The organism is Paenibacillus sp. IHB B 3415 (genome assembly GCF_000802655.2).
GTDB classification, from domain to species: Bacteria; Bacillota; Bacilli; order Paenibacillales; family Paenibacillaceae; genus Paenibacillus_AQ; species Paenibacillus_AQ phytohabitans.
The window spans coordinates 61,940-77,908 of record NZ_JUEI01000045.1; the positions used below are offsets into that span (position 1 = coordinate 61,940).

Consider the following 15,969-nt stretch of genomic DNA (forward strand, 5'->3'; position numbering starts at 1 on the left):
CAGACCTGATGAGGGGATGGCGGTTTTTCTATTATCTCGTGACCGGTATGGTGGCCCTATGCAAAGTTACCTTAAGGAATTCATTACCTATCTCCCTGGAATTTCTGAGTGTATGATGCTTATATCAGCTGCGCATCTGGTATATTCTAGTGTATGGGAAAAGGTGAGATGAACATGGGGAAAGATAATTTTCTTAAATCGCTGCTGTCTGACAAGGTGAATATGACTCCGAACGGGTTTGTGGCCGAGCAGTTAAGTGCGGCGGAGTTTGCGGAATGCCATGAATTGTTTTTTGACCAATTGCTGGAGATTTCTTCATCTGATATTTCGGGCATAGCAGGCTACGGCTGGCTGGATGAGGAGGGCAAGACGGAATTTGCAACCTGCCGGGAGTTCCTGACAGAGACATTCTCGGAGAAGAGAGAGGGCTACTGGTTCAATTGGCGTGAGATGTTCGAGACCACCGTGCTGGACCGTGACTTTTTCGAGAAGTACTATAAGGAAATGGAAGACCGTATCCATTATTGCGAAGGCCAGCGTTACCTGGTTTATAATAATGCGTTCTTCAAAAATATGATCACAGACGGCCGGACGGTACTTGGGTTCCCGGATTGGAGCAAGTGCGGTATTTTCGATTGTCTGGTAGATATCGTTAATATGGATCTGAATGAGCCTTACTTCAACATCCCGGAGCTGTTCACTGAATACTGCAAGACAAGGAATATCATCATCCCGGATTTCAAGGAACGGTTCCTATGCATGGCCTATTACAAAGGAATCGACACCTTGCGCTGGCATGCCTCTATCGATGATGTATGCTCCTGCGAAGCCATAGTTAAATCCATAAGTGAGCTGAAGGACCGCATCTATGCCCTTTAGCCCTGCAGAAGGTGAATGAAGGTATGAAATATGAGCATGCCGGTGATGTGATCCCCGAGGAGCTATTAAAGGAAGTCCAGAAATATGCGGCAGGAAGGCTGCTGTATTTCCCGGCAGGGGATGAGAAGAAGGCCTGGGGCGAGTCGAACGGGTACAGAGAGCAGCTGCAAAAGCGTAATCTGATGATTCGTAACAAGTATGCGCATGGAGTGACGATTGCGGAAATTGCCAACGAGTATTATTTATCCCTGGATACAGTCAAGAAGATTATATATTCGAAGAAAAATGACCGGCACTTAACGTATGCTCCGACTGTGGAGTCGGCTGTACGGTACATGGATGCCGGAATGATCGAAGAATGGATTCAGTGTTATTTGCTGCTCACCCGCAAGACCTTAACCGGGCTGGTTGAATCCGGGAAGCAGGAGCAGCTGTACTTCGGCGTTGTGAAGTTTCCGCTGCGGCTTATTGAGCAGAATGAAATGAGAGACCTAAGTGATAACCAGCCTGGCAGTACGGGCACGGCTCATGAAGAAGATGGGAATACAGTCGCTTCTCCTCCGCTGGTGATCCAGTATACAGAAGGCAAATTTCATTGCCCTGTCCAACAGGAAATACTGGCTGCACTTAAGCAGCGCAAGGTTAATGCTTATCCGGCGGTCATCGGGATGAATGGCAGTGACGATTATCGGCGGTTCATGAAATACTACGGAACTGTGCTCCATTATGTTAATGAGGTTGAAGGTTGAGGTTGAAATCACAAAAGACATGTGAGGACGGATGCCGCAATGACTGCATACCAGAAAGCAAGATTAGAAATTGCCGGTGTAGAAGATATATTGAAGCAGCATTTTGGCTCAAGCCCGGCCGGGGTAATGCCCGTAGAAGGGGGGAACCTGAGCAGCGTATTCTCCTTTGAATATGAAGGCCGGGGATGCATCATTAAGTTGAGTGACATGGACGGGGCCTACGATACAGAAGGTTATGTTGCGAATCTGCTGACCAGCCAGGGCATCCCGTTTGCCAAATGTCTGGGGCAGGGTAAAGCGGGGACATTGAGCTATTCCATCTCTGAACGGATTCGTGGCGGCAATCTGATCGATTGTTCTGATCATGAGAAGCAGAGCCAGCTCCCTGAGCTTATCGAAATACTGACCCGGATGAATTACGCCGAGCTGGGCGATACAAGCGGCTACGGATGGATACAGCCAAACGGAGCCGGCGCTTACCCGGCATGGCGTGAATATATTACTTCATTCTTCGCCGAGGATCAGAGCGGAACCTTCTGGGAGGGCTGGCACGGCCTATTTACGGCGACCTGTCTGGAAAAGGATGTATTCGAAGAATGCTACCACCGTCTGCTGGCGTATGCCAAATACAACGAGCCGCACCGCTATTTTATCCACGGGGATTTTCAGCCCTGGAACATCCTGTCGGATGGCCGGCAGATCACCGGAATCATTGACGGCAACTTCGCCTATGGGGATTATCTGGTCGATCTCGCTACGCTGATTGGAACCTTGGGAGAGCTTGATGTGGTTCAGGCTTATCAGGAATACCAGAGCCGGAGGGGGATCATCATCCCGGACTTTCATGAACGGCTGACCGGTGCGCGGTATTTCAAAGGATTGGATGCGCTCCGCTTCTATGCCAAAATGGGCTGGGAGGATGCCTACCATCAGCTGCGTGATGAGCTGCTTCAGCTGCCGGAGTGAGCGGGTGAGTGAATAATAACGGACAAAAGCCTATCCAACGGATAGACTTATTGTCCTGAAAGCAGGCGGCCTATTGAAATTTAAAATTCTGCTAATCAGCATCCTTACACTGGGGATATTAGTTGTTGCGGGGAATTACAGGTGGGAAAACCGTGAATCAGACGAAGTATTCAGCTATAAATATGACAAATGGGCCGAACAATTATGGGCTGAATTTACTCCCGAAATAGGAACCAACGATATTATTGATATACCGCTGGTCTACGGTGATAAGCTTACTACAAAGGGATTGGAACCCTATTTAATGAAAATGGGGGTGTCGGGTGAAATTGTTAAGCTATGGGTACACCGGACCCGTTTGTCGGATGCTTATACTGGGCTGCTGATAGCAAACATAGCTATTATTATACTTAGTTGTTTGATTGTAAAAAGAAAGTAGGCTATGGAAGTGAAAGTTAAGGATACTTTTGCACAAATGCTGCTCTTTAAAAGAAAAATAGAGATCGACCCCGGCGGGGCTTTCAGCTTCTGGAACGAATATATCGACAGCTGTGCCGCCGACGGGCTGAATACGGAGCATCTGAATTTTGAGAAGGTGATCTCCAAGGTTCTGCGTAATTCTTTTTTTGAGAAAATGTACAGAATATTGAGGCGCTGACACGGAATTGGCGGTTTACCGGAACTAGAAGCGATAAGACACCTTTCAATCCAAGGGTTGTCTTACCGCTTTTTCATGAATATGTTATAGTTTATAGCACGAATGTTCACATGTGAGACTTGTAAATTTCTTAGTAAAAAAGACCTTAGCCATTTCATCCCGCCACTTTAGAAGTGGGGGAATTCCGACTATGAATGTTAAATTAACACATGTTGCTATGACCAGCCCATGTGAGCTGCCGCAGCAGCTACAGAAAGAAGTCGCCCGTAAGGTGGCAGTATTAGTCACGGGAGGACTTCAGGCTTCCGCACGAGAGGGGGATAGGGCATGGAATTCGCAAGTATAACGACGCTTATTATTTCAAGCATCACATTCATAAATATCCTGCTGGCGCTGGGGTTCCTGTTCATTGAGCGGAGAGAGGCGGGATATACCTGGGCCTGGCTGATGGTTCTGTTCTTCATCCCTATCCTGGGGTTCGTTCTGTATATCTTTTTCGGGCGTAATCTGAAGAAGAAGAATTTCTACAATCTGTTTATTGAAGAGCAGGACTTTGTCCAGGCCGAGACAGACCGGCAGCTGGCAGCACTGCAGGATGAAGTGCAAGGGATATCTCCCTGGCTGCAGAAATACACAGAGCTCATCACGATGAATATCAGATCGTCGCATGGTCTTTTATCCAGTGATAATGACATCGTTATCTACAGTGACGGGCATCAGAAATTCGACGCATTATTCGAGGATATCCGGTCTGCCCGGACAGAGATCAATATTCAGTATTACATCATTCAGCCGGACGCGCTGGGGAAGAAGCTGAGAGATGCATTAACCCGCAAAGCAGAGGAAGGCGTGAAGGTGCGGCTGCTCTACGATGAAGTCGGCTCCAAACGGATTGCCCCCGGGTTCTTCAAAGAATTACGTGCAGCAGGAGGAGAGGTGGAGGTGTTCTTCCCGTCTCTGCTCAGACCGCTGAACTTCCGGATCAACAACCGGAATCACCGCAAGCTGTGCATAATTGATGGCATGACCGCCTATATCGGCGGGTTCAATGTCGGAGATGAATACCTCGGTCTGGATAAGAAATTCGGCTATTGGCGGGACACCCACCTCAGGATCACCGGGAATGCCGTCAATCATATTCAAGGCAGATTTATTCTGGACTGGCATCAGGCCGGGAAGCATAAGCGGGGGGATTATGAGGAATTCTCCTTTTACACAGTGGGCCATACGGGGACAAGCCCGGTTCAGATCATCACCAGCGGTCCCAATTCGGAGACGGAGCATCTGAAGAACATGTACATCAAGCTTATTTTATCAGCCAGGAAAAGTGTATATATCCAGACCCCCTATTTCATTCCGGATACCAGCTTCATGGATGCCTGCAAAATCGCCCTGCTCTCAGGGGTGGATCTGCGCATCATGATCCCGAACAAACCTGATCACCCGTTCGTGTATTGGGCCACTTGGGCGTATGCCGGCGATTTACTCAATTATGGGGCCAAAATCCTGCTCTATGAGAACGGCTTCCTGCATGCCAAGACGATTGTGGCAGACGGGGAAGTAGCATCTGTAGGGACGATGAATATCGACTCCCGCAGCTTCCGGTTGAACTTCGAAGTTAATGCTATTGTGTATGACCGTCAGGTCGCCGCACAGCTTGAGGACCTTTTTCTGCAGGACAGCCGGTTAAGCTCTGAGCTTACGCCCGAGCGGTACAAGGAGCGTTCGCTTATGATTAAGCTGAAGGAAGGAATATCGCGGCTGCTGTCGCCTATTCTATAGAAGAAGACGGTGTAAGGATACTAGTATAGCGTTAGATTTTACCTAGTGAAAACCACTTTGGTAAATCGCTTGCTGAGGGTTTGCAGTGACCCGATTACGGTATACGCAGTATGCTTAATTGCACTTTGTACAACTAAAAGATATGATTTTCAACCGATTCTCCGTTTAGTTGTATTTCGTACAATTAAACTACGATTGTGTCCTGGTTCTCACCCATTCGGGCAAATTTAGTTGTATAGACTACAGTTATAAGACTCAAGCCTGCCTTTTCGTTGTTTTTAATTGTACAGTATACAACTATTACCGAATTTCCACTTGGAACTGAACCCATAATTTGCTGCATTGTTTACTGAACTCACTTCTTTTAGTTCTGATGTTGTACTAGGGATATAAGTGATATACCAAGCAGGAAACTTAGGAGGAGAAGCAGATGGGGATGCTTGGTCAATATGTAATGGTTGATGAGGACACCTTGGAGAGCATGGTGGCGATGGATGGAGCAGCGCTGATGGGTACGCTGGAGAAACTTATCGAAGCCGGGAATGAATATTATGATATAGATAAATTATGGGAGGATCTCCATCTATCGCTAACCGGGGTTTCAGCCAGCGAACCGGTAGACGGGAATCCGCTAAGTGAAGCAGTCGTAGGAGTGCATGTGTTTGAGATGGAAGAGGAAGACGGATTTTTTGCCTGTACGGAGCATGATGAGCTGGAAGGAATTATCCGGGCAATGCAACAACTGGATTTCGGCAGGCTGGAGCCGGATTACGGAACGGAAGCACTGAGGCAGGAATTGAAGGGTGAGTTTGAAGCACTTCTGGGCTTTTACGAGAAGGCGCTGGCAGCTGGAATGCATGTAATATTCAGTGTAGCTTGATGAGTACGGCTGTATAGAAAGTGCTGCTGTATAGAAAAGAAGGCTTGCGGACAATGTCTGCAGGCCTTCTTTTTTGTCGTCTAGGCAATTATAGGGTGTTTCATTTGTCCCTGAAGTAGGCGATGAGGGGAAAGGTAACGTTGACATTATTGAAGGCAAAAGATAAGATACAGAATATTAATCGTAATAATTACTAAAAAATTCGCTGTTTAATTCCAGAGTGGAGGTAGAATCTTCGTAAATAGCAGCTGCTAATTCATCAACAGGATTATTCAGGCCGGCAGACCGGCAGAACCGCAGTACAAACCAGCAAGGTTTCCGGATATAATGAGAATGATTATCAATCAGATCAATGATGCGTTGCATAGCTATATATCGATAGATATGAAAGAGGTGAAAGCGGTATGAAGGCAGGGGAAGCAGATTGGTATGACATTGAGAGCCTGCAGCCCAGGCATCATGCACTGGCGGAAGGACTGAACGGTCTGTATCGTCCGCAGTCAGCGAAGAGCAGGCTGCAGATTCCGGAGCAGCTCGGCCAGGGCTACTGGGAGCGGATCACAGTCAGTCCGGCCCTTGAGATTACTGTATGTGAGGTGTGCTTCAGGGAGAACATCGAGATGCGCAGCAGTGAACCGGAGGGCTCCATGAAATGGAGCTACTGCCTGGGTTCACCGATTGAGTGGCAGGTGCGGGCATCGAAACGCGACTATCGCCTTAACCACGGGGAGCTGTCCGTATTCGGGCATCAGCCGGCGGATTGTGTGGGGATGTATCAGGCCGGAATACCGTATTACGGAATTACCGTCAAGGCAGACCCGGATTTATTCGAACCCGTGCGTAAGCTCAGCAGTCAGGCTGGCCGGCAGGAGCCTTTTCAGACACATTCCGCTACTCCGCTGATGAAGCAGATCTTCGAGGAGATGCTCCGCTGCAGCTTCGAGGACAGTCTCAAGCGGATCTATCTCGAAGGGAAGGTGATGGAGCTGACCGCTGTATATATGCATGAAGCACTGGACAAGCCGGCGGTGCGTACAGCTCTGTCCAGAACAGATATTGATTCACTGCTGAGAGCCAAAGAGATTCTGGATCATGATCTGCTGGCTGCCCCAGGTATCCAGGAGCTGTCTAAGCGGGTGTGTCTTAACGAATACAAGCTGAAAAAAGGCTTCAAGCAGCTTTTTGGCATGCCGGTGCATGCTTATATTATTGACTGCAGACTTAAGGCTGCGTATCGTCTGCTCGAAACCTGCTCATCTACCGTAACAGAGGCGGCGGTGATGACGGGGTTCAGTAATCCCAGCTTTTTTGCCGAGAAGTTCCGCCAGAAGTATGGTACTGTTCCTTCCCGTTATTTCGGCAGGGCCTAGCTGTATCATAATAATCCGTTTCTGTATGCGAATCCTCCCGATTCAGGTGTCGGATAAAGCTGTATTATGCGATAGTTACAATTGATAATGATTATCAATTAACCGCAGGGAGAGATTCGAAATGACCAAAGCTACAAGACTTCAAACCAAGGATTACATATTGATTGGGATCTTCAGCATTCTGATTTATGCAGTCAATGCCATCGTTGGCTCCATATTGACGCCTGTAATAGGAGCGGCGGCGATGCCGCTGATTGCTGGTTTTTGCCTCTTTTTCTCAGCCATTGTGTATCTGGTTATGGCGATGAAGGTTGCCAAAAGAGGGGCTCTGCTGGTGCAGAGCATTGTTAACGGACTGGTGTATACGCTGATGGGGGTTCCGCTGATGCTGGTATTCTTCGCACTGGCCGGGCTGTTCGGTGAAGCGGTTCTGTTCCGGGGAGACGGAACCCAGTACAGAAGACTGACCAGACAATCGCTGGCGTACGCGGTCTACGGCTGCTTTTATGGCATGGGCACCTCGGTAACCATTTATGTCTACGGCAGCGGGTATCTCTCGGGGATGTTTGATGCAGATACGCTGGATAGAATGTTGTATTTTGCTTACTCTCCGGCATGGATTGCTGCAAGCCTGTTGTTTGCCTTCGGCATGACGCTGCTCGGCAGCGGCTTCGCCTCCAGGCTGCTGAACAAGCATTTCATTAAAGCGGGTGTTATCCGATGAAAGGTAATTCTGAGGCGCTGGGACTGCTGAAGACTGTAGCCGGCAAAAAAGGGCTTCTGGTTACAGCCAGCATCTTCTCCACACTCTCCAGCTTACTGCAGGTCGTTCCATTTGCAGCGGTGTATCGCATCATTGAGGAGCTGCTGCTTCATGCGCGGGATGCCGGCGGAATCAACAAGGATCTTATTGTTCAGTGCGGAATTATCGCCCTGCTGTCGCTGCTGGGCTCCTTAATTACCCTCTATATCGGAGGGATGTGTTCGCACATCGCCGCATTCAACATTCTGTATGAGCTGCGCGTACGGCTGTCCGACCATGTGGCCAAAGTACCGATGGGCTATCATACCCGGACGGCTACCGGAGAGCTGAAGAAGATTATTGAGACCAGTGTAGAAAAAATAGAGAAGTTTATCGCCCACCAGCTGCCTGATCTCGTATCAGCGGTGATTGTCCCGTTGCTGCTGCTGGGTTACTTGTTCTGGCTGGACTATGTGATGGCGTTGGTGCTGCTGCTGCCGATCGGGGCAGGATTCTGGCTGCAGGCCAGAGTGTTCGGGAGCGAGGGCGGACAGAAGGCGTATCGGGAATTCCAATATGCTGTAGAAGAGATGAATGCAACTGGTGTGGAGTATGTGAGGGGAATGCCTGCTGTTAAGGTGTTCGGCATTGCCGCAGATTCCTTCCTCACCTTCCGGGATGCAGTGACCCGCTACCGTGACATTTCCCTGCGGATAACGAACCTGTGCAAGACTTCATACAGCCTGTTTTTTGTAATTATCGGCTCGTTGTTTGTTTTCGCCATACCAGCAGGTATCCTGCTGGCCAGCGGAGAGGCCGGTAACCAGTCGTTTGCTGTGACCCTGATCCTGTTCCTGCTCATCAGTCCAAGCCTGTCAGCTCCGCTGCTGAAGCTGCTCTTTCTGGGAGGAGGCATGAGAGAAATTGTGGAAGGCAACAAACGGATTGAGGCGGTATTTGCCGAGAAGCCGGTAAGTGAACCGGAGTCGCCGCAGCTGCCATCCGGGTATGATATCGTCTTCGATAACGTGTCCTTCGCTTATGAACCGGAGGACAGTATGAATTACAAGCCGATCCTGTCGGGGATCAGCTTCACGGCCAGCGCCGGCGAAATGACAGCGCTGGTGGGGCCGTCAGGGGGAGGCAAATCGACGATTGCCAGTCTGCTGCTGCGTTTCTGGGATGTGCAGCAGGGCCGGATCATGATCGGCGGCGTGCCTGTTCAGGAGATCGGCACCGGGAAGCTGATGGATACGGTCTCCTTCGTATTCCAGGATGTGCACCTCTTCTACGACACGATCGAGGAGAATATCCGCATGGGGAATACGAGGGCGACGAAAGAAGAGGTTATCGCTGCTGCGAAGACAGCCTGCTGCCACGAATTTATCGTGCGGCTGGACTCAGGCTATGATACCAGAATCGGGGAAGGCGGTACGTATCTGTCGGGCGGGGAAGCCCAGCGGGTGGCCATCGCCCGCGCACTGCTCAAGAATGCCCCGATTCTTGTACTGGATGAAGCAACGGCCTATGCTGATGCCGAGAATGAGCGGAAGATTCAGCAGGGGCTGGCAGAGCTGGTCAAAGGCAAGACGGTGCTGATTATCGCCCACCGCCTGTCAACGATCCAGGGGGCTGAACAGATTCTTGTAGTGAAGCAAGGCCAAATTACCGAACGCGGAACCCATGAGGAGCTGCGGGCGCACAAGGGCCTGTATGAGCAGATGTGGCAGTCGCATATCTCTGCCGCCCAGTGGAGATTGGGGGAGGGGACCGAGAGATGAACCATTATTTCTATAATATCTCAGGCGGAAATACGCGCAGTCTGCTGCCTTCCGCACTAGCTGCCATTCTGGACGGTATCGCCAAGGTTGTACCTGCCGCGCTGCTGGCAGATATCTTCAACACGATCTATCTCTCCTTCGCAGAGCCGGAATCCGGCCTGAACCTTGGCCGGATGTGGACCGTAAGCGTCATCCTGCTGATCTGGCTGGTTGTGGAGTATGCGGCCTATTCTTATCTGTATGACAAAACCTATAAAACAGCCTACGGACTGGCTGCCTCCGGCCGGTTAAGCCTGGCGGAGCATATCCGCCACCTGTCCCTGGGCTTCTTCGGACGGCGGGACCCGGGAGATATTACGAACCTGCTCTTAAGCGATTATGGACAGGTGGAACAGACCATTTCGCACAATGTGCCGCAGCTGATCAGTGCGGTGATGCTTCCGGTGCTTGCGCTGGCCGGCCTGCTCTTCGTGGACTGGCGGATGGCGCTGGCGATGTTCGCGGCCATGCCGTTCGGTGTTCTGCTGCTCTGGCTGACCGATTCCCTGCAGGCCCGTCTAAGCGAGAATCATGTGCGGGCCAAGAATGAGGCGGCCAGCCGCCTGCAGGAATACCTGTCGGGAATACGCGAGATCAAAGCCCATAATATGGGCGGCAAGCGTTTTGAGCGGCTGCGCCTGTCCTTTGATGAATTGAAACGGGCGTCCATCCGGCTGGAAGGTATCATGGGTCCGATGATTATGGGGGCGATGCTGCTTACCCGCTCTGGCCTCACGCTGATGATCGTGACCGGGAGCTATTCGCTGGCCGGGGGAGAGCTGACGCTGCCTGTCTTCCTGCTGTTTCTGCTGGTCGGGACCAAGATCTTCGAGCCGCTTACGGTTGTGCTGATGAATTACGGCGAGATACGTTATTCGGCCTATAGTGCACGGCGGATTATGGACGTCCGGCAGGAGCAGCCTCAGCAGGGAAGCGGAAGCATTCCTTCAGGTGCGCCGATTATATTTGATCATGTGACCTTCGGATATGATGCACAGAAGCCGGTGTTGAAGGATCTTTCTTTTACGATTCAGCCGCATACAATTACGGCACTGGTAGGACCGTCAGGCAGCGGGAAAAGCACGGTTACCCGCCTGATATCCAGGTTCTGGGAGATTCAGGAAGGCACAATATCGATCGGGAGTCAGCCGCTCAGCAGCGCCGACCCGGAGCAGCTGCTGTCCGAAATATCAATGGTGTTCCAGGATGTATATCTGTTCCAGGACACGATCGGCAACAATATCCGGATCGGTAATATGAAGGCTACCCAGACTGAGATCGAAGCTGCGGCCAAGCGGGCCTGCTGCCATGAGTTCATCTCCGCACTGCCCCAGGGTTACGACACACCTGTAGGTGAGGGGGGCTCTACCTTATCTGGAGGCGAGAAGCAGCGTGTATCCATTGCCCGTGCGCTGCTGAAGGATGCATCGATTGTGCTGCTGGATGAAGCGACGGCTTCACTGGACCCGGAGAACGAGACGGCTGTGCAGCAGGCGATCAATGAACTGGTGGCGGACAAAACCGTCATTCTGATTGCCCACCGGTTGAAGACGATACGCAATGCAGACAAGATTATTGTTCTAGATCAAGGGGAACTGGTGGAAGAGGGGACCCATGAAGAGCTTCTGGCACATCACGGATTGTATGAGAAGCTATGGGATACCCAACAGGGAGCTGAAGGATGGAGAGTGAAATAGCTGATGCGTGTAGTGTTTGACCCGCGCACACAATTGCTTGTAGTGCTGGTCACGAGCGTGGCTGTTTTTTGGGCCGATATGGATAAGGTCTGGATGGTTACTCTCTTCATGGCTGCCTATCTGCTGGTTCAAGGCATATATGTGCCGGTGGTGAAATATCTGATTCTTGCTGCACTGCTGCTTGGGCTGCAGGAGCTGTTGAACCGGGGAGGAAGCGGAGCCTTAAGCTCACTGCGCTTCCTGACTTATCTGGGACTGCGATTCATGCCGGTCATGATGGGGGCGGGCTCGCTGGGTAGGGTCCCCTCCGGCAAGCTGATGTCCGCGCTGGCAACACTCCGCCTGCCCAGGGGGCTGCTTATTTCGTTAGCTGTCTGCTTCCGGTTCATGCCGGTGATCAGACTGGAGCATGAAGCGATCCAGGTCTCTGCCAGGTTGAGGGGAGTCTCCTTCACCTCACCTGTGAACTGGCTGCGTCCTTTGCGTACCTACGAATATACAATCATGCCGTTGCTCATGAGGAGTATGAAGATTTCAGATGAGCTGGCAGCCTCGGCAACGGTGAAGGGAATTGACGATCCCGGCCCCAAAACCAGTATTCACCGCATCGCATTCGGGCTGCAGGATTACCTCGTGCTGGCGGCATATGCCTGCTTAATGGCTGCAGTATTCTAGGACGGGGGACAAGAATGGATATACAAACGATAATTGAGTTTGAAAATGTGTCTTTTCAATATAATGATTCCTATGAACAATTAAGCGGTGTGAATCTGAGCGTAGCCGAAGGCGAATGTGTAGTCATCACCGGGCCGTCCGGAAGCGGGAAAACGACATTAACCCGGATGCTGAACGGACTGATTCCCAATTTCTATGAAGGCAAGCTTACGGGCAGCGTCAGACTCAAGGGCAGAGATATCCATGAGATCGAGCCTTGGAGCTTCGGGAGGACATCAGGCAGCGTATTCCAGGATTCCAGAAGCCAATTCTTCACTTCTGTGGTGGCAGACGAGATTGCCTTCAGCGGTGAGAACTATGGCCTGAATCCGTCGCTGATCCTTGAACGGGTATCCGCGCTGGCAGAGGAATTCCGCATCACAGGTCTGCTCTCCCGCGGGCTTCACGGGCTATCCAGCGGAGAGAAACAGAAGACGGCCTTCGCTTCTGCCCGCCTTACCGATCCGGAGCTATTCGTAATGGATGAGCCCTCAGCCAATCTGGATATGGCTGCGACCAGAGAGCTGGGAGGCATGCTGTCAGCCTTGAAGGCCAGGGGCAAAACCATCGTTATTGCTGAGCACCGGCTGTATTATCTCCTTCCGCTGGCGGACCGGATTATCTACATGGCCGGCGGACAGATTACCGCAGAATGGACCCGGGCCGGACTGCTTGCCCTGACGTCCAGAGAATTGGACACGTATGGTCTGCGCTCACCTGTTGTTTCTGAAGGCGCAGATAACTTCACAGCGCAGGCGGAGGGACAGGAGAGGAGGAACCGGCAGCAGAACCTGGAGCATATCGCTGTAGAGCATGCAAATATCGCCCCTGGAAGATTTAAGCGTGCGGTTCTGGAGGACCTGAGCTTTGTACTGAACAGAGGGGAAATCGCAGCGCTCACCGGACCTAACGGTGCAGGCAAAACCACGTTGGCCAGAACACTGTGCGGCCTGCTCAGGGAACGGGAAGGAGTCATCCGGATTAACGGGGAGCCATGCAAGGCTAATAAGCGTCTGCGCAAAATGTGGTTTGTGATGCAGGACAGCGATTACCAGCTATTCTCAGACAGTGTGCGAAACGAGCTGCTGATGACCCATGAGGACGAGCCGGATGCGGCCAGGCGGGCGGAACGGTTATTGAAGGAGCTGGATTTGTGGGAATACCGTGAGCATCACCCGGCTTCGCTGTCCGGCGGGCAGAAGCAGCGCCTGACCTTTGCCGTTGGACTGATGAACCGGCCGGATATGATTATTCTGGACGAGCCCACCTCCGGATTGGATGGAAGAAATATGCGCCGTGTCATCAAGCTGATCCGGGAGATGGCTGAATCCGGAGTGACTGTGCTCGTAATCACCCATGATTATGAGCTGGTCTGCGGCGCCTGTGACCGGCTGCTTCTCCTTGATGACGGGAAGCTGCAAGCGGATCTGGCGGTTACTTCCGCTACGGTACCTGAGGTAATCCGGCTGATGCAAGCGGGGAAATAAACAAAAGCAGCCTGCGGACAATGTCTGCAGGCGCTGCTTTTGTTATGGGGGACGGCGTTGGTGCTAAAAAAGGACGGCAAAGCTGTCTCCACTTAGAGGAATTTATACGTATGTGGTCCCCGCAAAATACCAGAGCAATCATTGAAGCTAAGGCTTCACTTTGTGGGGGGATTCTAGTGCTTCTGTCCGCTCCCGGCATTCAGCTTGGCGATCAGCTTATCGCCTTCAACATCGAGATTCGGCAGCAGGCGGTCCAGCCATTTCGGCAGCCACCAGGCCTTGTCGCCGAAGACGGCCATGACAGCCGGAACAAGCGTCATCCGGATGATGAAGGCATCGATCAGGATGCCGAAGGCAAGTGCGAAGCCGATCTGCTTAATCATCGCATCAGGGGCGAAGATGAAGCCGAAGAAGACGGAAACCATGATTACGCCTGCGGCAAGCACAACGCGACTGGCGAGATCGTAGCCGTGAACGACGCTGTCATTGCCGCGGCGGCCGTGGACGTAAGCTTCACGCATGGAGCTGACCAGGAACACCTGATAATCCATAGCCAGACCGTACAGAATGCCGGTGACCAGAATCGGCATGAAGCTGAGCAGCGGTCCTCCTGTATCGAAGCCGAACAGGGAATGCAGCCATCCCCACTGATAGACAGCGGTGGTCACACCGAAGGTGGCAAGGATACTGAGAACAAAACCGATGGTTGCCTTGATCGGTACGATAATCGACCGGAAGACCAGCAGCAGGATGATCAGCGAGAGAATAACAATGATGCCGATGTAGACAGGGAAGGCGTCAGACAGCTTTGAAGACATATCAATATTGATGGCGGTGAAGCCGGTCACACCAAGATTAATATTATTCCCTGAGGTTAGGCTGGAAGACGGATCGCGCAGTTCCTGCACTAGATCTCTTGTAGCTGCATCTGTCGGACCCGTTTTCGGGATCAGGCTGATGATGGCAATATCGCCGGTGGCATTCACGCCCATCGGAGACACCTGTGTAACGTTATCATGCATTTGCAGCTCTTGAGTCAGCTTGCCCAGCAGCTCCATCGAAATTTTGTCGGACGGGTTCTTCGGCTCCGCTACCAGCAGCAGCGGTCCGTTGAAGCCCTCGCCGAACCCTTTGGAGATCACATCATAGCTCTGGCGGGCCGGAGTATCCAGGTTTGCCGAGGCGCCCGAAGGAATGCCAAGCTCCATCTTGGTTACCGGAATCGCTGCTGTTCCGAGAACGAGTACAACGAGAATAATGATCACCCAGCGGTATTTCACCGTGGCATTTGCCCAGCGGTGCGAGAAGCTGTGCTGCGCTTTTTTAGCGGCAGCGGTATTCTTCGTCCGGGCCTTGGCGGTGACGATCTTCTCACCGACCAGTCCCAGCAGTGCAGGCAGCAGGGTCAGCGCCAGCAGGACGTTGATCAGGACGCTGGCTGCGGCCACAAGTGCCATGGTCGACAGGAAACCGATGCCGATAACGAGCATACCGCACAGGGCGATAATAACGGTCAGACCGGCGAAGAATACGGCGCTGCCGGCGGTACCGAGTGCCCGGCTGGCGGATTCGCCGGCACTTAATTTCTCATCGAGAATCAGGCGGCGCTGGCGGTTAACAATGAACAAGGAGTAGTCGATACCTACAGCCAGACCGATCATCACAGCGAGAACCGGTGTAATGTCATTCATCTGGATCAGACTGCCGAGGGCAAACGCGCCTCCGACACTGATTCCGACGCCGAGGAGCGCAGTGATCAGCGGCAGACCGGCAGCAACGACCGAGCCCAGCGTCATGAACAGTACGACAGCTGCGACGACAACACCGACTGCTTCGGTCGAGCCGATAGCCGGGATGCTCTTCAGGGAATCACTCGGAATCGCAGTGATGCCGGAGCCTGCCTGCTCGACTTCAGTCACGGTATCGATGATGTTATCCGGTACATCCGATGGCAGAGAGGTCTGCTGAACCGTGAACTGGAACTGGAACAGGGCAATATTGCCGTCCGCAGACAGCATAACGCCGGGAACCGGAGCGCCGTCAACCATTAGCGGACCGTAAGGAGCTGACTGTGCGGCGGCAGCGGCGGAAGGATCAGCAGCAGTGGCTTGGCCGGCGGCAGCGGAAGGATCGGCAGCGGCGGCTTGGCCGGCAGCGGCGGAAGGATCGGCAGCAGCGGCTTGGCCAGCGGCAGCGGAAGGATCGGCAGCAGCGGCTTGGCCGGC

General features: G+C 52.2%; 14 protein-coding genes. 13 read left to right on the top strand and 1 reads right to left on the bottom strand.

The window, feature by feature from the left end; genetic code table 11:
* The first annotated feature begins 174 nt into the window (after nucleotides 1-174).
* The 13 genes from QW71_RS20020 (at nucleotide 175) to QW71_RS20085 (ending at nucleotide 13,744) form a co-directional block, all read left to right on the top strand.
* Entirely contained in the window at nucleotides 175-879 is a 705-nt protein-coding gene (locus QW71_RS20020; RefSeq protein ID WP_039302591.1) for a hypothetical protein, read from the top strand.
* Nucleotides 880-902: 23 nt separating this feature from the next.
* Nucleotides 903-1,628, top strand: coding sequence for a CD3324 family protein (locus QW71_RS40995; RefSeq protein WP_063776461.1), 726 nt, complete (start codon nucleotides 903-905; stop codon nucleotides 1,626-1,628).
* Between the two features lie 39 nt (nucleotides 1,629-1,667).
* The gene (locus tag QW71_RS20030; protein ID WP_039302594.1) at nucleotides 1,668-2,594 is read left to right on the top strand and encodes a phosphotransferase family protein; all 927 of its coding nucleotides are present in this window, start codon (nucleotides 1,668-1,670) and stop codon (nucleotides 2,592-2,594) included.
* Between the two features lie 73 nt (nucleotides 2,595-2,667).
* The gene (locus tag QW71_RS20035; RefSeq protein WP_039302596.1) at nucleotides 2,668-3,033 is read left to right on the top strand and encodes a hypothetical protein; all 366 of its coding nucleotides are present in this window, start codon (nucleotides 2,668-2,670) and stop codon (nucleotides 3,031-3,033) included.
* A 3-nt stretch (nucleotides 3,034-3,036) separates the two neighbouring features.
* Complete coding sequence (locus QW71_RS20040; RefSeq protein WP_039302599.1) at nucleotides 3,037-3,252, top strand: hypothetical protein; 216 nt, start codon at nucleotides 3,037-3,039, stop codon at nucleotides 3,250-3,252.
* A 327-nt stretch (nucleotides 3,253-3,579) separates the two neighbouring features.
* Nucleotides 3,580-5,034 (top strand): cardiolipin synthase, encoded by a 1,455-nt coding sequence (cls, locus tag QW71_RS20045; protein ID WP_039302601.1) that lies wholly within the window; start codon nucleotides 3,580-3,582, stop codon nucleotides 5,032-5,034.
* Nucleotides 5,035-5,464: 430 nt separating this feature from the next.
* Entirely contained in the window at nucleotides 5,465-5,914 is a 450-nt protein-coding gene (locus QW71_RS20050) for a DUF1877 family protein (RefSeq protein WP_039302604.1), read from the top strand.
* 404 nt (nucleotides 5,915-6,318) lie between these two features.
* Nucleotides 6,319-7,284, top strand: coding sequence for an AraC family transcriptional regulator (locus QW71_RS41440; protein ID WP_152679811.1), 966 nt, complete (start codon nucleotides 6,319-6,321; stop codon nucleotides 7,282-7,284).
* Between the two features lie 121 nt (nucleotides 7,285-7,405).
* Nucleotides 7,406-8,008 (top strand): MptD family putative ECF transporter S component, encoded by a 603-nt coding sequence (locus tag QW71_RS20065; protein WP_039302610.1) that lies wholly within the window; start codon nucleotides 7,406-7,408, stop codon nucleotides 8,006-8,008.
* On the top strand, nucleotides 8,005-9,807 hold the full coding sequence (locus QW71_RS20070) for an ABC transporter ATP-binding protein (protein WP_039302613.1): 1,803 nt from the start codon (nucleotides 8,005-8,007) through the stop codon (nucleotides 9,805-9,807). The genes QW71_RS20065 and QW71_RS20070 overlap by 4 nt, the downstream gene beginning before the upstream one ends.
* Nucleotides 9,804-11,543 (top strand): ABC transporter ATP-binding protein, encoded by a 1,740-nt coding sequence (locus QW71_RS20075; protein ID WP_039302616.1) that lies wholly within the window; start codon nucleotides 9,804-9,806, stop codon nucleotides 11,541-11,543. The genes QW71_RS20070 and QW71_RS20075 overlap by 4 nt, the downstream gene beginning before the upstream one ends.
* A gap of 3 nt (nucleotides 11,544-11,546) precedes the next feature.
* Nucleotides 11,547-12,218 carry an energy-coupling factor transporter transmembrane component T gene (locus QW71_RS20080; protein ID WP_039302619.1) on the top strand — a complete coding sequence of 224 codons (672 nt, stop codon included), beginning with the start codon at nucleotides 11,547-11,549 and terminating at the stop codon, nucleotides 12,216-12,218.
* A 14-nt stretch (nucleotides 12,219-12,232) separates the two neighbouring features.
* Nucleotides 12,233-13,744 (top strand): ABC transporter ATP-binding protein, encoded by a 1,512-nt coding sequence (locus QW71_RS20085; RefSeq protein ID WP_052770096.1) that lies wholly within the window; start codon nucleotides 12,233-12,235, stop codon nucleotides 13,742-13,744.
* 173 nt (nucleotides 13,745-13,917) lie between these two features.
* Here the strand turns inward: QW71_RS20085 and QW71_RS20090 are convergent.
* The coding region (locus QW71_RS20090) for an MMPL family transporter (protein WP_052770097.1) at nucleotides 13,918-15,969 on the bottom strand (2,052 nt) is incomplete at its 5' end.